This is a genomic window from Streptomyces sp. NPDC000983 (genome assembly GCF_040299205.1).
Classification (GTDB): Bacteria; Actinomycetota; Actinomycetes; order Streptomycetales; family Streptomycetaceae; genus Streptomyces.
Genome location: NZ_JBEPBM010000026.1, coordinates 1 through 19,277, shown reverse-complemented (window position 1 = coordinate 19,277; position 19,277 = coordinate 1). Strand labels below are relative to the sequence as shown.

The 19,277-nt window shown below is 73.0% G+C and carries 19 protein-coding genes; 13 read left to right on the top strand and 6 right to left on the bottom strand.

What is annotated here, in order from left to right; translation table 11 throughout:
* Positions 1-48 precede the first annotated feature (48 nt).
* From ABT296_RS26405 to ABT296_RS26390, 4 genes are all read right to left on the bottom strand, one after another.
* Positions 49-564, bottom strand: a complete 516-nt coding sequence (locus ABT296_RS26405) for a class I SAM-dependent methyltransferase (protein ID WP_351931127.1) — start codon at positions 562-564, stop codon at positions 49-51.
* 11 nt (positions 565-575) lie between these two features.
* A complete protein-coding gene (locus ABT296_RS26400; RefSeq protein WP_351931126.1) occupies positions 576-1,361 on the bottom strand; it encodes an alpha/beta fold hydrolase in 786 nt (261 codons plus the stop codon).
* An 82-nt stretch (positions 1,362-1,443) separates the two neighbouring features.
* Entirely contained in the window at positions 1,444-2,589 is a 1,146-nt protein-coding gene (locus ABT296_RS26395; protein WP_351931125.1) for an RNA polymerase sigma factor, read from the bottom strand.
* Complete coding sequence (locus ABT296_RS26390) at positions 2,582-2,995, bottom strand: YciI family protein (RefSeq protein ID WP_351931124.1); 414 nt, start codon at positions 2,993-2,995, stop codon at positions 2,582-2,584. The genes ABT296_RS26395 and ABT296_RS26390 overlap by 8 nt, the downstream gene beginning before the upstream one ends.
* A gap of 195 nt (positions 2,996-3,190) precedes the next feature.
* On the opposite strand from ABT296_RS26390, the gene ABT296_RS26385 reads away from it, so the two are divergent.
* From ABT296_RS26385 to ABT296_RS26345, 9 genes are all read left to right on the top strand, one after another.
* A complete protein-coding gene (locus ABT296_RS26385) occupies positions 3,191-3,856 on the top strand; it encodes a TetR/AcrR family transcriptional regulator (protein WP_351931123.1) in 666 nt (221 codons plus the stop codon).
* A gap of 8 nt (positions 3,857-3,864) precedes the next feature.
* Positions 3,865-4,644: an SDR family NAD(P)-dependent oxidoreductase gene (locus tag ABT296_RS26380; RefSeq protein WP_351931122.1), complete on the top strand. Its 780-nt coding sequence runs from the start codon at positions 3,865-3,867 to the stop codon at positions 4,642-4,644.
* A 40-nt stretch (positions 4,645-4,684) separates the two neighbouring features.
* Positions 4,685-5,725, top strand: a complete 1,041-nt coding sequence (locus ABT296_RS26375; protein WP_351931121.1) for an NAD(P)-dependent alcohol dehydrogenase — start codon at positions 4,685-4,687, stop codon at positions 5,723-5,725.
* 193 nt (positions 5,726-5,918) lie between these two features.
* The gene (locus ABT296_RS26370) at positions 5,919-7,418 is read left to right on the top strand and encodes an ATP-binding protein (RefSeq protein ID WP_351931120.1); all 1,500 of its coding nucleotides are present in this window, start codon (positions 5,919-5,921) and stop codon (positions 7,416-7,418) included.
* Positions 7,415-7,837, top strand: coding sequence for a roadblock/LC7 domain-containing protein (locus tag ABT296_RS26365; protein WP_351931119.1), 423 nt, complete (start codon positions 7,415-7,417; stop codon positions 7,835-7,837). Before ABT296_RS26370 ends, ABT296_RS26365 begins: the two co-directional genes overlap by 4 nt.
* Positions 7,834-8,196 (top strand): DUF742 domain-containing protein, encoded by a 363-nt coding sequence (locus ABT296_RS26360; RefSeq protein ID WP_351931118.1) that lies wholly within the window; start codon positions 7,834-7,836, stop codon positions 8,194-8,196. The genes ABT296_RS26365 and ABT296_RS26360 overlap by 4 nt, the downstream gene beginning before the upstream one ends.
* A complete protein-coding gene (locus tag ABT296_RS26355) occupies positions 8,168-8,776 on the top strand; it encodes a GTP-binding protein (RefSeq protein WP_351931117.1) in 609 nt (202 codons plus the stop codon). The genes ABT296_RS26360 and ABT296_RS26355 overlap by 29 nt, the downstream gene beginning before the upstream one ends.
* Positions 8,773-10,008, top strand: a complete 1,236-nt coding sequence (locus ABT296_RS26350) for a cytochrome P450 family protein (protein WP_351931116.1) — start codon at positions 8,773-8,775, stop codon at positions 10,006-10,008. The genes ABT296_RS26355 and ABT296_RS26350 overlap by 4 nt, the downstream gene beginning before the upstream one ends.
* Positions 10,005-11,240, top strand: coding sequence for a cytochrome P450 family protein (locus ABT296_RS26345; RefSeq protein WP_351931115.1), 1,236 nt, complete (start codon positions 10,005-10,007; stop codon positions 11,238-11,240). Before ABT296_RS26350 ends, ABT296_RS26345 begins: the two co-directional genes overlap by 4 nt.
* Before the next feature lie 126 nt (positions 11,241-11,366).
* Here ABT296_RS26345 and ABT296_RS26340 read toward each other — a convergent pair whose 3' ends face one another.
* On the bottom strand, positions 11,367-12,902 hold the full coding sequence (locus ABT296_RS26340; RefSeq protein ID WP_502977325.1) for a helix-turn-helix domain-containing protein: 1,536 nt from the start codon (positions 12,900-12,902) through the stop codon (positions 11,367-11,369).
* Positions 12,903-13,049: 147 nt separating this feature from the next.
* Here ABT296_RS26340 and ABT296_RS26335 point away from each other — a divergent pair, with 147 nt between their 5' ends.
* From ABT296_RS26335 to ABT296_RS26325, 3 genes are all read left to right on the top strand, one after another.
* Positions 13,050-13,670, top strand: a complete 621-nt coding sequence (locus ABT296_RS26335; RefSeq protein ID WP_351931113.1) for an L-threonylcarbamoyladenylate synthase — start codon at positions 13,050-13,052, stop codon at positions 13,668-13,670.
* A gap of 109 nt (positions 13,671-13,779) precedes the next feature.
* Positions 13,780-14,541, top strand: coding sequence for a dienelactone hydrolase family protein (locus ABT296_RS26330; RefSeq protein WP_351931112.1), 762 nt, complete (start codon positions 13,780-13,782; stop codon positions 14,539-14,541).
* A gap of 91 nt (positions 14,542-14,632) precedes the next feature.
* Entirely contained in the window at positions 14,633-15,412 is a 780-nt protein-coding gene (locus tag ABT296_RS26325; protein WP_351931111.1) for an SDR family NAD(P)-dependent oxidoreductase, read from the top strand.
* Positions 15,413-15,428: 16 nt separating this feature from the next.
* Here the strand turns inward: ABT296_RS26325 and ABT296_RS26320 are convergent, their stop codons facing one another.
* Positions 15,429-17,822 (bottom strand): ATP-binding cassette domain-containing protein, encoded by a 2,394-nt coding sequence (locus ABT296_RS26320; RefSeq protein ID WP_351931110.1) that lies wholly within the window; start codon positions 17,820-17,822, stop codon positions 15,429-15,431.
* A 411-nt stretch (positions 17,823-18,233) separates the two neighbouring features.
* Here ABT296_RS26320 and ABT296_RS26315 point away from each other — a divergent pair, with 411 nt between their 5' ends.
* Positions 18,234-19,214, top strand: a complete 981-nt coding sequence (locus tag ABT296_RS26315; RefSeq protein WP_351931109.1) for an alpha/beta hydrolase — start codon at positions 18,234-18,236, stop codon at positions 19,212-19,214.
* The last annotated feature ends 63 nt before the right edge of the window (positions 19,215-19,277 follow it).

The following is a 19,277-nucleotide window of genomic DNA, read 5'->3' as shown; positions in this document are numbered from 1 at the left end:
CGACTATGCCACTCCACGCTTATATAAGGCAACTCTTAAATAGACTGTTCAGGGGTGGCCCACGATGCCGACGAAGGGGGCGGCACGGACCAGTTCGGGGGTGAATCCGGCCCGTTCGAAAGCGGCCGTCACCCTGGCCGCGATCTCCTCCAGGCGCTGCCCGGGCGGTTCGTAGCAGGCGTACAGGGCGCCGCCGGGGGCCAACAGGGAGCGGACCAGGGCGAGTTCGGCGTCGGCGGGGCCGGTCCAGAAGAGGTTGACGTCGATCGAGAAGATCTTGTCGTAGCGCTCGCCGGACAGGCCGGCGGCGTCGAGGTCCGCCGCCGTGAACGCGGCTCGGACGACCGCCGCCCTGCCCCGCCGCACCGGGCCGGCGTTGCGGCCCAGGGCCCGCGCCACGGCCGTCGGCGAGCGGTCGAGGGCCGTGACGGTGCCGGTGTCCAGCAGCGGGCAGAGGAGTTCGACGGCGGCCCCGCCGCCGCAGCCGATCTCCAGCAGCCGGTCCGCCGGGTCCACTCCGAGCAGGGCGACCGTCTGTCGGACGCGTTCCGGGACCGCTGCCATGGGCGTGCCTCTCAGTGGGGCGACGGCCCCGTCACGAAGGAGTCGATCGCCTCGGTGAGTTCCTCCGGCTTCTCCACCGGAAGTTCGTGACCCGCGTCGATGATGCGCACCAGGGCGCCGGGACACGCCTTGGCCATGCGGAGCATCTGGGTGACGGGCAGCTGGATGTCGTGGTATCCGTGCACCAGCAGGGTGGGTACGCGGATCTCGCCGAGGCGGTCGAGGACGTCGAACGCGCGCATCGCGCCGTACAGGGTCATGACCACCTCGCGCGGGGTGTCCGCCGAGGCCCGCACGTACTCCCGGATCTGGGCGCGCGGATATCCGGGAGCGAAGGCGCGCTGGATGTTGGCGGCCACGAAGAGCCTGAACGGCGCGAGGGTCGAGGCGGCCATCAGCAGACCCCGGGCGCGGCTGTACGTCATCCGGCCGATGGAGTTCACCAGCACCAGGCGCTCGACCCGCTCGGGGTGGGCGAGGGTGATGGTCTGGGCGATCATGCCGCCCATCGAGTGGCCGACCAGCACGCACCGCTCGATCCCCAGGTGGTCCAGGAGGGCGAGCACGTCGGCGGCGAGTTCCGCGATGGTGCGCACGCCCGCGCCGCCGCTCTCCCCGTGGCCGCGCAGATCGAGCCGGACCACCCGGCGCCGCTCGGCGAAGTGGGCGATCTGGTGGTCCCAGCGGTGCCGGTTCGCGGTCCAGCCGTGGACGAACACCAGCGGCACGTCCGTGCCGTCGCGGGGCCCCTCGTCGTCGTACGTCAGAGCTGCGCCGTCGACAGCGAGCTGCGGCATGGGGACCTCCTGCGTGCGTCCGGTTACTGGCCGGTACGGTAGCCGGTCGCGGGCCCCGCGTCACCAGGCCCGGGGCCGTCGCTCAGGACCGCAGGCGGGCGTTGAGCCGGGCGGCCTGCCGGGTGAGGTGGTCGCGCTCGGCGAGGTCGGGCGCGTGGTGCGCCGCCTCGGCGTACAGCCGTGCCGCCCGGGCCAGGTCTCCGTCCCGTTCGTGCAGGTGGGCCGCGACCGCGGTGTAGCGGGGCAGTGATTCGTCCAGCTCCGCGAGTGCGGCGAGGCCGGCCCGCGGCCCGTCGGCCTCGCCCACGGCGACCGCGCGGTTGAGGCGCACGACGGGGCTGCCGGTCAGCCGGACCAGTTCGTCGTACCACTCGACGATCTGCACCCAGTCGGTCTCGGCGGCGGTCGGCGCGTCGGCGTGCAGGGCGGCGACGGCGGCCTGGGCCTGGAACTCGCCCAGCCGGTCGCGGGCGAGGGCCGCCTGGAGGACGGCGACGCCCTCGGTGATGAGCCGGGTGTCCCACTGTCCGCGGTCCTGTTCGGCGAGCGGCACCAGGCTGCCGTCGGGCGCGGTCCGGGCGGCGCGCCGGGCGTGGTGGAGGAGCATCAGGGCGAGCAGGCCGGCCACCTCGGGGTGGTCGATCGCGGCCGCGAGCCGCCGGGTGAGCCGGATGGCCTCGGCGGCGAGGTCGACGTCGCCGGAGTAGCCCTCGTTGAAGACCAGGTAGAGCACGCGCAGCACGGTGGCGACGTCGCCGGGCCGGTCGAACCGCACGTCGGCGACGGTGCGCTTGGCCCGGCTGATGCGCTGCGCCATGGTCGCCTCGGGCACCAGGTAGGCGCGGGCGATCTGCCGGGTGGTGAGTCCGCCGACGGCGCGCAGGGTGAGGGCGACGGCGGAGGCGGGGGTCAGGGCGGGGTGGGCGCACAGGAAGTACAGCTGGAGCGTGTCGTCGGTGCCGGGGGCCGGTCCTGCCGCCGGCTGTTCGTCGAGGAGGTCCTCGCGGCGACGCCGGGCGGCGTCCGCCCGGGTCGCGTCGAGGAACTTGCGCCAGGCCGCCGTGACCAGCCAGCCCCTGGGGTCGCGCGGCGGATCCGCGGGCCACACCCGCAGCGCCTCGATCAGCGCTTCCTGCACGGCGTCCTCGGCCGCCGCGAAGTCTGCTCCGCGGCGGACGAGGACGCCGATCACGCCGGGCGTGAGGCTCCTCAGCAGGGCCTCATCCATGGCAGTCCAGGGTGGGGTGCGCGGCGAGGAAGGGGCGCACCTCCAGCCACTCGTGGATCGGCCGGCCGCCGGCGCCGGGGGCGGCGGACAGCTGTCCGGCGAGTTCGAGGGCCCGCTCGTAGGTGTCGACGTCGATGACCATCCAGCCGGCGATGAGGTCCTTGGTCTCGGCGAAGGGTCCGTCGGTGACCGGCGGGCGGCCCTCGCCGTCGTAGCGGACCCAGGCCCCCTCGGGGGCGAGCGCCTGGCCGTCGACGTACTCGCCGCTCTTCTCCAGCCGCTCGGCGAAGTCCCGCATGTACTGGACGTGCGCGGAGATCTCCTCGGGGGTCCACTGGTCCATGGGGACGTCGTTGGCGGGGGCCGGGGCGCCGCGGTAGTGCTTCAGCAGCAGGTACTTGGCCATGATCGCTCCTCGGTGCGCGTGCGACCCATTGTGGTCGCGTTCACCCCGGGGACGGAGCCGGTCGGGGGTTCTCGACATCGCCGTACGGGAATTTCCGCGCGGTTTTCCGAGAGGTTCCCGGTCACGTCCCCATGGGACTCATGTCTCACTGGGCCTCATGTCCCATTGGGACACGACAGGTGTACCGTGGAGGACATGAAGGCAACGGAGCCCCCCGCACCGGAGGACCGTCGGCAGCGCAAGGCGCGCCGGACGCGTGACGCGCTCGCCGAGGCGGCCCTGGACCTGATCCTGGAACGCGGCGCGGCGGCCACCACGGTCGAGGAGATCGCCGAACGCGCGGACGTCACCCGCCGCACCTTCAGCCGGCACTTCGCCGGCAAGGAGGAGGCGGCCCTGGACTTCGTCCGCGGCGACGGCGACCGGATCAACGACCTGCTGCGGGACCGCCCCGCCGGGGAGCCGCCCCTGCTGGCCTACCGGCTCGCGGTGCGCGCCTGGCTCGCCGACCGGGAGAACCCGGCCTGGCATCTGCGCCCGCGGATGCGCCGGCTGCTGGCCCTGGTGGACCGCGACCCCGCTCTGTTCGCCGCCTATGAACGCATCCGGGTCGACGCCCAGGAGGAGTCGATCCGGATCATCGCCGACCGGCTCGGCACCGACGACGTACGGGACCTGCGCCCGGCCGTCGTGGTCGACGCCGCCGCCGGCGTCCTCACCGCCGCCCTGCGCAACTGGGCGCGTCGCGGCGGTGACCCGGAATCGGGAGCCGCAGACCTCGCCGCGCTGGTGGAGCAGGCCTACGACGCCCTCGTCTCGGAGGCCGCGACCGCGGCCCCGCACAGCACCACCGAAAAGTGAGCACCACCATGAGCACCATCGACCTCTCCGACTACTCCACCGAGTTCGCCGGGCGGACCGCCCTGGTCACCGGCGCCGCCTCGGGCATCGGCCTGGCCACCGCCCGCCGGCTGGGCGCGGGCGGCGCGCACGTCGTCATCGCCGACTTCAACGAGGAGGGCGCCAAGAAGGCCGCCGCCGAACTGGTCGCCGACGGCCTGTCGGCCGCGGCCGTGGGCCTGGACGTCACCCGGCCGGAGTCGGTCGAGGCGACCGTGATGTTCGCCGTCGACACCTTCGGCGGCCTGGACCTGGCCGTGAACAACGCCGGCATCGGCGGCCCGAGCGCCCCGACCGGCGCGTACGACATCGCCGCCTACGACCGGGTGGTCCGCACCAACCTCGACGGCGTCTTCTACTCGATGCGCTACGAGCTGCCCGCCATCGAGGCCGGCGGCCGGGGCGGCGCCGTCGTCAACGTCGCCTCCATCCTCGGCTCGGTCGGCTTCGCCGGCTCCGCCGCGTACGTCGCCGCCAAGCACGGTGTGGTGGGCCTGACCAAGGCCTCCGCCGCCGAGTACGCCGCCAAGGGCATCCGCATCAACGCCGTGGGCCCCGGCTTCATCGAGACCCCGCTGCTCCAGGGCATGGAACGGGCCGCCTACGACGGTCTCGTCGCCCTGCACCCGGCCGGCCGCCTCGGCCGCCCCGAGGAGGTCGCCGAGCTGATCGTCTTCCTGCTGTCCGGGCGCGCCTCCTTCGTCCACGGCGGCTACCACCTCGTCGACGGCGCCTACACGGCCGTCTGAGTCTCCCCCCACGTTCCCCATCGGACGAAGGAGTCCGGCCATGAAGGCACTTCAGTACCGCACCATCGGCGCACCGCCCGAGGTGGTCACCGTCCCCGACCCCGAACCCGGCCCGGGCCAGGTCCTGTTGAAGGTCACCGCTGCGGGGGTGTGCCACTCCGACATCGCCGTGATGAGCTGGCCCGCCGAGGGCTTCCCCTACGCGCTGCCGCTCACCCTGGGCCACGAGGGCGTCGGCACGGTCGCCGCGCTCGGCGCGGGGGTGACCGAGGTGAGCGAGGGCGACTCGGTCGCGGTGTACGGACCCTGGGGCTGCGGCACCTGCGCCAAGTGCGCGGAGGGCAAGGAGAACTACTGCCTGCGCGCCCAGGAGCTGGGCATCAGCCCGCCGGGGCTGGGCTCGCCCGGCTCGATGGCCGAGTACATGATCGTCGACGATCCGCGTCATCTGGTGCCGCTGGACGGGCTCGACCCGGTCGCCGCGGTCCCGCTGACCGACGCCGGCCTGACGCCGTACCACGCGATCAAGCGCTCGCTGCCGAAGCTGGTGCCGGGGTCGACCGCGGTCGTCATCGGCACCGGCGGACTGGGGCATGTGGCGATCCAGTTGCTGCGCGCGCTGACGCCGGCCCGGGTGATCGCCCTGGACGTCAGCGAGGACAAGCTGCGCCTGGCGCGCGAGGTCGGCGCCCATGAGGCGGTGCTCTCCGACGAGCGGGCCGCGGGCGTGGTGCGGGAGCTGACCGGCTCGGTGGGCGCGCAGGCCGTGTTCGACTTCGTCGGCGCGCAGCCCACGGTCACCACGGCGGGGGCCGTGGCGGCCGTCGAGAGCGACGTGACGATCGTCGGCATCGGCGGCGGCACGCTCCCGGTCGGCTTCGGGCACCTGCCGTTCGAGGTGTCGGTGACCGCGCCGTACTGGGGCAGCCGGGGCGAACTGGTGGAGGTGCTGGCGCTCGCCCGGTCCGGGGCGGTGTCGGTCCACACGGAGACGTTCTCCCTGGACGACGCCCCGCTCGCCTACGAGCGGCTGCACTCCGGCAAGGTCAACGGCCGCGCGGTGATCCTGCCGAACGGCTGAGCTGGACGTCAACTGGCCGCATCCGTAAGGCAATTCAGACAGTTGACGCAGAAGTGCACAGAGCGTGGGCGGATTCGGAGCGAAGTCGCCGTCGACCGTGCGAGATCGGTCGATGACGGTGTGTACTGTGCTGCGAGCGCCTCCTGAGGGGTCCTCGCGCCCACCCCTGCCCACTTCTCTGGATATTGATTCGATGATCGAATTACCGGACCTTGCCGCCGGCGGACTGGCCTTCGGCACACTGTCCGCGCTCGCCCTCGGCGGCGGGCTGCTCCGGTCGCGACGACAACGGGCCGCGCAGCGCGACGAGATAGCCGCGCTGCGCGCCCATCTCGACGGTGTGGTGCAGTCGTTCGCCGCCGAGATCGAGCACCTGGCGGCCCAGCGCCTCCCGGCCGCCGCCCGCCAGCTCACCCACCCGCACGTAGTGGTGCCGGGCCCCCTCCAGCTCCGTACCGCCGGGTCCTCGCCCGGTGTGGCGATGGAGAACGTGCTCAGCCGGCTGCGCCTCGAACTCACCGCGCAGCACCAGCGGGTCGACGCCGCCGCCCAGGCCGGGATGCGCGGCGCCACCCGGGAGATCCAGGCCGCGCTCTACCGGCTCCAGGACGCCCTGCGGGGACTGCAACAGCAGTACGACGACCCCGAGTTGGCGCAGACCCTGTACGAACTGGACCACGAGAACGAGCAGTCGCTGCGGCGCGCCCAGGTCGCCGCCGTGGTGTGCGGGGCCTGGGTGGGGCTGGCCCGCGAGGAGTCCCACCTGGTGGACGCGGTGACCGGCGGCCAGGCCAGGCTCGCGGGCTACCACCGGGTCCAGGTCAACAACCATCTGCGGCCGGGCACCGCCCTGGTCTCGCACGCCGTCGAACCCGTCGCGATCATCGTCGCCGAGCTGCTCGACAACGCGCTCCGGCACTCCGCGCCGGACACCGACGTCGTGGTCAACCTGGAACACGTCCACCACGGTGTCTGTGTCACCGTGGACGACGCGGGCCTGGGCATGACCCGGGACGAACGCGAGCGCGCCCAGCGGCTGGTCGCCGGTTCGGAGCCGATCCTGCTCACCGACCTCGGCGACCCCCCGCGCATGGGCCTCGCCGCGATCGGCCAGCTGACCCGGCAGTTCGACCTCTCCGTCGACCTCTCCTCGCCCTCGCCCTACGGCGGGGTCCGGGCGGTCCTGCGGGTCGACAGCCACCTGCTCACCAGCATCGACCCCGAGGCCCGCCCGCCGGCCGCCAGCGCCCCGCGCAGCACACGCCGGGCGACCGCGACCGCAGGCCCTACCGCAGCCCCGGCACCGGCGACCGAACCAGCGCCCGCCCCGGCAGCCCCGGCCACGCACGCCTATGTGGCCGAACCCGACGACACGACCGCGTCGGCCTCGGGCCACCACGGCTCGCAGCCCGGCACGGACTCTGGCACCCGGCCCGGCACCGACCCCGGCAGCCGACCCGGCGTCGCACCCGGCGTCGACGGCCTTCCGCAGCGCCGGCGCCGCGCCCGGACCGCCGCCGCCTCGGCCGTACCCGAACAGCGCACGCCCGCCCGGCGGCCCGAGGAGTCCGCGGCCGCGCTCGGCGCGCTCCAGGCCGCCACCGCCGCCGCGCGCTCCGCGGCCGGCGAGGAGCAACCGGACGCCGACCACCACGGCGAACGAGACGACCACGAAGGGGGAACGGCCCGATGACCGGCCGCGAAGCAGGAGACACGGCGTGGGTACTGGACCCGATTCTCGAGGTGCCCCATGTGGTGGCCGCCGTGCTGCTCACCCGGGACGGGCTCGTCACCGGCTACACGGACGCGCTCAGCCGCCCCTCCGCCGAGCGGGTCGCCGCGATCACCAGCACCGTGCAGGGGGCCTGCCGGACCGCGGCGGCCGCGTTCGCCGACCGGGACCGGGCCGAGGTCCGGCAGGTCGTCATCGAGTCCGACCACGGGTACGTCCTGATCGTGCCGACCGACCACGGCACCTGTGTGGCCGCGTACGGGGACGGTGAGACCCGCCTGGACCTGCTGGCCCACCGGGTGCACTCACAGGTCGCCCGGCTCGGTGAGAAGGCGATGGCCGCCGCACCCCGGGGAGGCGACTCAGGCGCTCCGGCATGACCGCCCGCCCGGGCGGCCGCCCGCTGGTCCCCGCGTATCTGTCGACCGGCGGCGTCGCCCGGTCCAGCCGGCCCCATCTGGAACGGCTCTCGGTGCTCTCCGGCAGCGGCGAACCCGTGCCGGCCGGACTGCCGGCCGCCGAACTCGCGCTGCTGGAGGCCCTGGAGGGCGGCTGCCTGACGGTGGTGGAGGCCGCGGCTCATCTGCGGCTGCCGGTCTCCGCCGTACGGGTCCTGGCCGGCACCCTGCTCGACCGGCGTCTGGTGCTGACCCGGGCCCCGATCCCGGCCGCCGACCGCTTCGACCCCGACCTGCTGAAGAGAGTGGCCGATGGCCTTCGCGCCCTCAAGCACGACTGACGGCATCCACCTGCCCGAGACCGCACGCGAACTGGTGAAGATCCTGGTCGCGGGCCCGTTCGGGGTCGGCAAGACCACCCTGATCGACTCCGTCTCCGAGATCCGGCCGCTGCACACCGAGGAGACCCTCAGCGAGGCGTCCGCCCCGGTGGACGACCTCGCCGGGATCCGGGAGAAGGCGACGACCACGGTCGCCATCGACTTCGGCCGGATCAGCCTCGCCGGCGGGATCGTGCTGTACCTGTTCGGCACCCCGGGCCAGGAGCGGTTCCGCTCCCTGTGGGACGACATCGCCCACGGGGCGCTCGGCGCGCTGGTCCTGGTGGACAGCCGCCGCATCGACGCCTCCTTCGACGTGCTCGGCCTGGTGGAGGAGAGCAGGCTGCCGTACGCCGTCGCCTTCAACGCCTTCCCGGACGCGCCGGCCCACCACACCGAGGCCCAACTGCGCGCCGCGCTCGACCTGGACGCGGACACACCCATGGTGACCTGCGACGCGCGGGACGCGAACTCCTCCGTCGACGCGCTGCTCGCCCTGGTCCAGCACCTGATCGACCGCCACCCCCCGGAGAACCGGTGACCACCTACCCCACCGCCCAAGAGACCTTCTCCCGCTCGGCCCCCGTACGGCTGTGGGAGGACGGCTTCGCCCAGGACCCCTATCGCTACTACGCGGACCTGCGCGAGCAGGGCCCGGTCGGCTGGGCCGAACTGGCGCCGGGCGTACCGGCGTACGTCGTCACCGACCGGCGGGCCGCGCTGGACCTGCTGCACGACACGGAGACGTTCTCGCACGACCCGCGGCCCTGGGAGTCGACCGTCGCCGACGACTCGCCGGTGCTCGGCATGATGCGCTGGCGGCCCAACACCCTGTTCGCCGACGGTGCCGCGCACGTCCGCTACCGGACCACGCTGATCGACACCTTCGACCGGGTCGAGCCGCACGACCTGCGGGCCCGGGTGCACCGCGCGGTGCGGCTGCTGGCCAGCCGGTTCGGGCCGCGCGGCGAGGCGGACCTGGTGGGCGACTTCGCCCGGCCGCTGATGGCGCTGGTCTTCAACGACCTGTTCGGGCTGCCCGACAGCGCGAGCGAACGGCTGGACGCGGCCCTCGGCGCGATGATGGAGGGCGGCGCGGAAGCCGCCCGCGGCGAGGCGGAGTTCGGCGGGTACGTGCTGGAGCTGATCGCCGCGAAGGCCGAGCGGCGCGGCGAGGACCTGCCGAGCTGGCTGCTGGACCACCCGGCCGGGCTCACCCCGGAGGAGGTCACCTGGCAGGTGTTCCTCACCCTCGGCGCGGGCCACGAGCCGACGGCGAACCTGGTCTCCAACGCGCTCTCCCGCATCCTCGGCAACCCGTCGTACTACTCCACGCTGACCAGCGGGGCGCGGCCGGTGATGGACGCGGTGGTGGAGGTGCTGCACCACGAGACCCCGCTGGCCAACTACGGCATCCACTACGCGCGTCGGCCGGTGACCTTCCACGGGGCGTGGATCAGGGCGGCGGTGCCGGTGGTGATCTCCTACGGGGCCCTCGCGCACGCCGCGGAGGAGGACGGCGGCCGTCGGCTTCCCGGTGACGCCTCCCATCTGTCCTGGTCGGCGGGCCCGCACGCCTGTCCGGTCAAGCAGCACACGCTGCTCATCGCCACGGAGGCGATCGAGCGGCTCACCCAGTGGCTGCCCGACCTCGAACCCGTGCTGCCGCGCGAGCGCCTGACCTGGCGGCCGGGTCCGTTCCACCGTTCGCTGACCTCCCTGCCCGTGCGGTTCAGCCCCCGCTCCCCCGATCTGCCTGGAGGCCCTTCGTGACCGTGACCGACCGCACCGAACGCTTCGCCCTCGACCCGTTCGGATCCGACATCGCCGCCGAGTCGGCGCGGCTGCGGGCCCTCGGCCCGGTCGTCCCCGTCGACCTGCCCGGCGGGATCCCGGCGTGGGCGCCCACCGGGCACGCCGTCCTCAGAGAGCTGATCCTCGACCCGCGGGTCAGCAAGGATCCCCGCAGGCACTGGCGGCTGTGGCCCGAGATCGGCGAACACCCCTCCTGGGGCTGGATCCTCGGCTGGGTCGGCGTGGTCAACATGCTCTCCACCTACGGCCCCGACCACACCCGGCTGCGCAAGCTGGTCGCGCCCAGCTTCACCCAGCGGCGCACCGAGGCGATGCGCCCGCGGGTGGAGGCCATCACCGAGGAGCTGCTGGACACGCTGGCGAAGTCCGGGGAGGGGCCGGTGGACGTCAAGGCCGCGCTCGCCCATCCGCTGCCGCTGCGGTTCGTGTGCGAACTGTTCGGGGTGCCCGACGAACTGGTCGCCGACACCACCGAGATGATCGCCGCCATCATGGACACCTCGGACCCCTCCCCCGAGCACGGCGCCCTCGTCCAGCGACGGATCGGCACCGTGCTGCCCGCGCTGATCGCCCATCGCACCGAGCATCCCGGCGACGACCTGACCACCGAGCTGATCCGGGTGCGCGACGAGGACGGCGACCGGCTCAGCGACGAGGAGCTGCTCTACACGCTGCTGCTGGTGATCGGCGCCGGGTTCGAGACGACGGTGAACCTGATCGGCAACGCGGTGGTGGCCCTGCTGCGCCGCCCCGAGCAGCTCGCCGCGGTGCGGTCCGGGGAGATCTCCTGGGACGCGGTCGTCGACGAGACGCTGCGCGCCCACCCGTCCATCGCCTCGCTGCCGCTGCGGTTCGCGGTCACCGACATCGAGATCGGGGGCGTGACGATCCCGGCCGGCGACGCGATCATCACCACGTACGCCGCGGCGAACCTGGACCCGGCGCACTACGGCCCGGACGCGGACACCTTCGACGCCACGCGCGGCGCGGACGACCATCTGGCGTTCGGGATCGGCGTGCACCGCTGCATCGGCGCCCCGCTGGCCCGGGTGGAGGCGCTGACCGCCCTGCCCGCGCTGTTCGAGAGGTTCCCGGGGCTGCGGCTCGCCGTCGACGCGGACGAGCTGCGTCAGGTGCCGTCGTTCATCGCGTTCGGCTGGCGGGAGATCCCGGTGCTGCTCGCCGACTGACGCGGACCCGCGGCACGAGGGCCGACCGGTCCCCCGTTCCGGTCGCGCCCTCGCCGCTCGTCGAACCTACGCGGCGGGCGAGCGGCTTGTGAACCGTGTCGGTGCCCGCTGCCGGGGTGATGCCACTCACCTGTGCACAAGTGAGTCCGGTTCGCCCCGTTCCGCCCCGTGCAGGGCGGGTGGGTCCAGGGCTCCGGCCGCCAGATGGGCGAGCACGACCTCGTACAGGTCGCCGCCGCCGGCGAGGAGCTGCCGTTCCAGCACCGGTTCCGCCGCCCGGACGTGGTCGCGCACGGTCTGGGCGTGGACGCCCAGGGTGTGGGCGGCGCGCTCGGCGTTGCCGCCCGCGGTGATCCAGGTGCGCAGGGTGCGGCGCAGGTCCCGGGTGTCGGTGTCCAGCCGGTCCAGCAGGTCGTGCGCCCAGGAGCCCATGGCGGGGCCGGTGAGCAGGTCGCCGAGCCCGGCGGGTGCGCCGGTGCGGGCGGCGGGCAGGCGCTCCAGGCCCTCCTGCGCGTTGAGCGCGAGGTGGACGACGGCGCGGGCGGCGAGGTCGGAGAAGTCCGCGCCCAGCAGGCTCTCCACCCGGTCCATCCGGGCCCGGACGGTGTTGCGGCTCACGCCGAGCACCTTCGCCGCGCTGACCGCGGTGAACTCCAGGCCCAGCCGGGTGGTGGCGAGGAGTTCGCCGCGGACGTGGTGGGGCAGCCGGTCCAGCGGGCGCAGCAGTCCGGCCGTCCAGCCGTGCAGCGCCACCGGGTCGATCAGCCGTTCGGGGTGGGTCCGCTCGGCGTAGACGGCCGCGCGGTCGGCACGGAAGTGCGCGACGGCCAGGGCGCTGACGGCCTGCGCGTAGGCGGTGGCGGTGCGGGCCAGGCTCTGGCGGGCGCTGCCTCCGAGGTAGACCCGCGGGCGCGGGCCGACCAGGGAGCGCAGGGCGCCGGCCACCGCCTCCCGGGGCGTCACGACGATCACGTGTTCGTCCTTGGCCGGGCAGCGGACCACCAGCGCCTGCTCCCTGGTGGCGTCCCGGCACTCCTCGGCGAGCCCGTCGCGCTCCTCGGGCCGGCTCTCGACGACGTAGACGCAGGCGGTGTCGGTGTCCAGCAGTCCGGGCCACAGGCCGGCGGCGACCCGGCGGGCGGAGACGGTGTCCTCGACCATCAGCAGTTGCAGGATGGCGAGCCGCAGATCGGCGGTGGCCCGTTCGAGGCGGCGTCCGGCGGTGGTGGACTCATCGGCCCTGAGCAGCAGTTCGAGGATCTGGACGGTCCGGGCGACGACGTCGGAGGTGCGCCGGTCGAAGGGCCCGGAGCGCGACACGGTCAGCACGCCCGCGGGCGCCGCGACCCGGACCAGCCGCAGATGGCGGCCCTGTCCCTCCCACGCGGCCGAGGCGATCCGGCCGGCCACGACGTCCCCGAGCAGGTTCTCGAACGGCCCGTGGTCCAGGGCGGTTCCGGCGAGGACGGTGCCGGTGGCGTCGTGCAGGCACACGACGGCGTCCACCGTCCGGGCGAGCCAGGACACGACCCGCCGCACGCTCTGTCCGCCGGGCCGCAGCAGGTCCAGCAACTCCCTTTCCCACGCCGCCCCTTCGGCGTTCAGCTGCTCTCGGCCAGCCACGATCGGCCTTCCCTCGTCCTTCGTCCCACTTGTCGACATATCGTTCGGGACGTTACCGCACGCGGCCGGAACCGTCCGCCCGCGCGCACCACCCGGCCGGGCGCCCGGTGGGCAGACGTTCAGTCGGCGGGGGGACGGCGGCCCGCCGCGCGCATGCCCGGTGGGCGCAGGGCATACGCTCGGTGAATGGCGAAGTACTTCGATGTGCACCCCGACAACCCGCAGCCCCGTGTCATCTCCCAGGTCGCCGACAGCGTCCGGGCCGACGCGCTCATCGCGTATCCGACCGACTCCTGCTACGCGCTCGGCTGCCGGCTGGGCAGCCGTGACGGCACGGACCGGATCCGGTCCATCCGGCGGCTGGACGACCGGCACCACTTCACCCTGGTGTGCCAGGACTTCGCGCAGCTCGGTCAGTTCGTACGGATCGACAACGACGTGTTCCGCGCCATCAAGGCGTCCACGCCGGGCAGTTACACCTTCATCCTGCCCGCGACGAGGGAGGTGCCGCGCATGCTCCAGCACCCGAAGAAGAAGACGGTGGGGGTGCGCATCCCCGACCATGTCGTGACCCAGGCCCTCCTGGCCGAGCTGGGCGAACCGCTGCTGTCCAGCACGCTGCTGCTGCCGGACGAGGACGAACCCATGACCCAGGGCTGGGAGATCAAGGACCGCCTCGACCATGTGCTGGACGGCGTGGTCGACTCCGGGGAGTGCGGCACCGAGCCCACGACGGTCATCGACTTCTCCGGCGGCGAGGCCGAGATCATCCGGCGCGGCGCGGGTGACGTGACCCGCTTCGAGTGAGCCCCGGGGCGCGCGAAGGGCGCCGGACGGCACCTGGCACCATGGCCGTGACCTGGCCCTTCCCAGGGCCGGGCCGGCGCCTCCCGCACGCAGAAGGGCATCTCTCCGTATGACCGTCGTCCAGGGAACCTCCGTCGACCTCGTCACCGGGGACGGCATCGTCGACGCCTATCTGGCCAGCCCCGACGACGGGGCTCCCCACCCCGCCGTGCTGGTCTTCATGGACGCCTTCGGACTGCGGCCCCGGCTGCGGGACCTGGCGGACCGGATCGCCGGGGCCGGGTACACGGTCCTGGTCCCGAACCTCTTCCACCGGCACGGCCGCGCGCCGGTGGTGGAGCTGCCCGAGTTCATCGATCCCTCGGCCCGGCCGGAGATCTTCGAGCGGCTCGGGCCCGTCATGCGCTCCCTCACCCCCGAACTGGCGATGCGGGACACCGGCGCGTATCTGCGGTGGCTGGCCGACAGCCCGTACACCACCGACGGCCCGGTGGGGCTGACCGGCTACTGCATGGGCGCCAGAATCGCGCTGCTCGCCGCCGGTACCCACCCGGAGCGGGTGGCCGCGGCGGCCGGTTTCCACGGCGGCCGGCTGGCCACCGAGGACCCCGACTCCCCGCACCTGGTCGCCGGGAGCATCACGGCCGAGCTGTACTTCGGCCACGCCGACCGGGACCCCGGCCTGCCGGTGGAGCAGATCGACCGCCTGGAGAAGGCGCTCACCGAGGCAGGCGTCCGCCACCGCTGCGAGGTCTACCCGGGCGCCCACCACGGCTTCACCCAGCCCGACACGGCCGCCTACGACCCCAAGGCGGACAACCGCCACTGGACATCCCTACTGGACCTGCTCTCCCGCAACCTCCCAGCCTGACCCCAGCGCCCCCAAAGGGGCGCGGGGAACTGCGCGACCGGCCACGACGGCGCCGCACCCGCACGAGGACCCACCGCCTATCGTTCGGATCATGACTTCCCAGGACTACCTCTCCGAACTGTTCTCCCTCGACGGACGCGTCGCCCTGGTCACCGGCGGCAGCTCCGGCATCGGCCGCGCCATCGCCACCGCACTCGCCGGCGCCGGCGCAAACGTGGTGATCGTCGCCCGCCGAGAGGCGGAACTCGCCTCGACGGTCGAGGAGTTGAAGGCCACCGGCGCCAAGGCCGCCTGGGTGAGCGCCGACCTCGGCACCCGCGAAGGAGTACGGGAGGCGGCCGAGGCGGCAGCCGCGGTGTTCGGCGAACCCGACATCCTCGTCAACTCCGCCGGCGTCAACCTGCGTCCGCACATGTCCGAACTGGACGACGACGTCTGGGACACGACGATGGCCGTGAACCTGGACGCGCCCTACCTGCTGGGCCGCCGGTTCGGTCCGGGCATGGCCGAGCGCGGCTTCGGACGGATCATCCACATCACCTCCCAGCAGGCGCACCGGGCGCTGTTCCAGAGCGGCGCCTACGGCGTCTCCAAGGGCGGGCTGGAGTCGCTGGCCCGGTCGCAGGCGGAGGCCTGGTCGCCGTACGGCGTCACCTGCAACACCCTGGTGCCCGGGTTCGTGATGACCCCGCTGAACGTGCGGCTGTCGTCCGACCCGGAGAGGGTGGCGGCGCTGGCCGCGCGCACGATGGTCGGGCGCAACGGCCTGGCCGAGGACTTCGCGGGGGCGGCGGTGTTCCTCGCGAGCCGCGCCTCCGCGTACGTGACCGGCCAGGCCCTCTTCGTGGACGGCGGGTTCTCCGTCCGCTGAGGCCCGGGAAGGGCCGTCAGGCGCCGACGTACCGCGCGAGGTGCTCGCCGGTGAGCGTCGAGCGGGCCGCGATCAGGTCGGCGGGGGTGCCTTCGAAGACCACCTTGCCGCCGTCGTGACCGGCACCGGGACCGAGGTCGATGATCCAGTCCGCGTGGGCCATGACGGCCTGGTGGTGTTCGATGACGATGACCGACTTGCCGGCGTCGACGAGCCGGTCGAGCAGGCCGAGCAACTGCTCGACGTCGGCGAGGTGGAGGCCGGTGGTCGGCTCGTCGAGGACGTAGACGCCACCCTTGTCGGCCATGTGCGTGGCCAGCTTCAGCCGCTGCCGTTCACCGCCGGAGAGGGTGGTGAGCGGCTGGCCGAGGGTGAGGTAGCCGAGGCCGACGTCGGCGAGCCGGCCGAGGATGGTGTGCGCGGCCGGGGTGCGGGCGTCGCCCGAGCCGAAGAACTCCTCCGCCTCGGCCACCGACATCGCCAGGACCTCGCTGATGTCGCGCCCGCCGAGGTGGTAGTCGAGCACCGCGGCCTGGAACCGCTTGCCCTCGCAGTCCTCGCAGGGGGTGGCGACGCTCTGCATGATGGCCAGGTCGGTGTAGATGACACCGGCGCCGTTGCAGGTGGGGCAGGCGCCCTCGGAGTTGGCGCTGAACAGGGCGGGCTTGACGCCGTTGGCCTTGGCGAAGGCCTTGCGGATCGGGTCGAGCAGACCGGTGTACGTCGCCGGGTTGCTGCGCCGGGAGCCGCGGATCGGGGTCTGGTCGACCGATACGACGCCCTCGGCGGCGGGGATCGAGCCGTGCACCAGCGAGGATTTGCCGGAGCCGGCGACGCCGGTGACGACGGTCAGGACGCCGAGCGGGATGTCGACGTCGACACCCTGGAGGTTGTTCGCCTTCGCGCCGCGGATCTCCAGGGCGCCGGTGGACTTGCGCACCGTCTCCTTCAGCGCGGCCCGGTCGTCGAGGTGGCGGCCGGTGACGGTGTCGGAGGAGCGCAGTCCGTCGAGGGGGCCCTGGAAGCAGACGGTGCCGCCGCCCGATCCGGCGCCGGGACCGAGGTCGACGACGTGGTCGGCGATGGCGATGGTCTCCGGCTTGTGCTCCACGACGAGCACGGTGTTGCCCTTGTCCCGCAGCCTCAGCAGCAGGTTGTTCATCCGCTGGATGTCGTGGGGGTGCAGTCCGACGGTCGGCTCGTCGAAGACGTAGGTGACGTCGGTCAGGGACGAGCCGAGGTGGCGGATCATCTTGACGCGCTGCGCCTCGCCGCCGGACAGGGTGCCCGAGGGCCGGTCGAGAGAGAGGTAGCCGAGGCCGATCTCCACGAACGAGTCGAGGGTCTGCTGGAGCGCGGTGAGCAGCGGCGCGACCGACGGCTCCTTGAGGTCGCGGACCCAGGTGGCGAGGTCGCGGATCTCCATCCGGCAGGCGTCGGCGATGGAGATCTTCTTGATCTTCGAGGAGCGGGCGCCCTCGCTGAGCCGGGTGCCGTCGCACTCGGGGCAGGTGGTGAAGGTGACGGCACGCTCCACGAAGGCCCGGATGTGCGGCTGCATCGCCTCCTTGTCCTTGGACAGGAAGGACTTCTGGATCTTGGGGATGAGCCCTTCGTAGGTGAGGTTGACGCCGTTGACCTTCACCTTGGTCGGCTCGCCGTAGAGGAAGTCCTGCATCTCCTGCTTGGTGAACCGGCGGATCGGCTTGTTCGGGTCGAGGAAGCCGGACTGGGCGTAGATGCCGACGGTCCAGACGTTGTCGGACTTCCAGCCGGGGATGGTGAAGGCGCCCTCGGCGATCGACTTGGTGTCGTCGTAGAGCTGGCCGAGGTCGATGTCGGAGACCTTGCCGCGGCCCTCGCAGTGCGTGCACATGCCGCCGGTGCGTTCGAAGGTCGCCTTCTCCGCCTTGGTCTGGTTGCCGCGCTGGACGGTGATGGCGCCGCTCGCCTTCACCGAGGCCGTGTTGAAGGAGTACGCGGTGGGCGGGCCGATGTGCGGCTGGCCGAGGCGGCTGAAGAGGATGCGCAGCATGGCGTTGGCGTCGGTGGCGGTGCCCACGGTGGAGCGCGGGTCGGAGCCCATGCGCTGCTGGTCGACGCTGATCACGGTGGTCAGACCGTCGAGCACGTCGACCTCGGGGCGGGCCAGGTTGGCCATGAAGCCCTGGACGAAAGCGGGGTAGGTCTCGTTGATCAGCCGCTGCGACTCGGCGGCGATGGTGTCGAAGACCAGGGAGCTCTTGCCCGAGCCGGAGACTCCGGTGAACACGGTCAGCCGGCGCTTGGGGATCTCGATGCTGACGTCCTTGAGATTGTTCTCGCGGGCGCCGTGCACTCGGATCATGTCGTGGCTGTCGGCGACGTGTGCCACCGGCGCCTTCGTGTCCGTCCTGGTGGCCCTGCTCATCGTGTCTCCGTCTCGTCGGTGCCGCCTGGCCGGCCTGGCCGGCCTCGAACAGTACGTGAGGTTGTACTTGATCACCGCCGGAGGGGCAATTTCCGCTTTTCGCCCCGCTCGGCCGCCGGATCCGCGGCGGCGGGAGGGCGCGGAGGCCAGAGTAGGCACCCGGCCGCCGGCACCGCTTCTTCGATCCTGACCGGTGCGACGGGGTGGGTTCCGTCCGGCACGGGGCCATGCCTTCGATCCGCGGCTGTGCGTGCACGAAACCGGGTCCGTGCACGCCGCGAACCGGGCCCGTGCACGCCAAGGCCGGTCTCCGTGCGCGCAGGGACAACCGCCCGCGTCCGGCCGTCCCTAGCGTGACGGGGACGTCTGCCGCAGAGGCGGGCGTATTCGAGCGAGACCCGGGAGTCACACATGTCCGACGCCGTCGAGCCGGCCCAGTCTGTCCAGCCGGTCCTGGAACCGGCCGCCGCCGCCTTCGCCGAGGCGACCGCCAACCCGCCCTACCTGTTCGAACTGCCCCCGGCGGAGGGCCGCAAGGCGGTCGACGAGGTCCAGTCCGGCCCGACCGACAAGCCGGCGGTCGACGAGGAGTGGGTCACCGTCGACGGCGGACCCACCGGCAGCGTGCGGGCCCGGATCGTCCGGCCCGCGGGCGCCGAGGGCGTCCTGCCGGTGATCTTCTACATCCACGGCGCGGGGTGGGTGTTCGGCAACGCGCACACCCATGACCGTCTGGTGCGGGAGCTGGCGGTCGGCGCCGGGGCGGCCGTGGTCTTCCCGGAGTACGACCTCTCCCCCGAGCACCGGTACCCGGTGGCCATCGAGCAGAACTACACGGTGGCCCGCTGGGTGGTGACCGAGGGCGCGTCCAAGGACCTGGACGGGTCCCGGATGGCGGTGGCCGGTGACTCGGTCGGCGGCAACATGACGGCCGCGCTGACGCTGATGGCGAAGGAGCGGGGGGACCTGCCGCTGGTGCAGCAGGTGCTGTTCTACCCGGTGACCGACGCGAACTTCGACACGCCGTCCTACCGGCAGTTCGCCACCGGGTACTTCCTGCGCCGGGACGGCATGCAGTGGTTCTGGGACCAGTACACGACCGACGAGGCCGAGCGCGCCCGGATCACCGCCTCCCCGCTGCGCGCCACCACCGAGCAGCTCACCGGGCTGCCGCCGGCGCTGGTCGTCACCGGCGAGGCCGACGTCCTGCGCGACGAGGGCGAGGCGTACGCCGACAAGCTCCGCGAGGCCGGGGTCGCCGTGACCGCCGTCCGCTTCCAGGGCATCATCCACGACTTCGTGATGCTCGACGCCCTGCGCCAAACGCACGCCGCCGAGGCCGCGATCACCCTCGCCGTCTCCACCCTGCGCTCGGCCCTGCACCCCGCCTGACCGGGGCCGCGGTGCGCGGACGAACGGACGGGGGCGGGTGCCCGAACCGCGGTTCGGGCACCC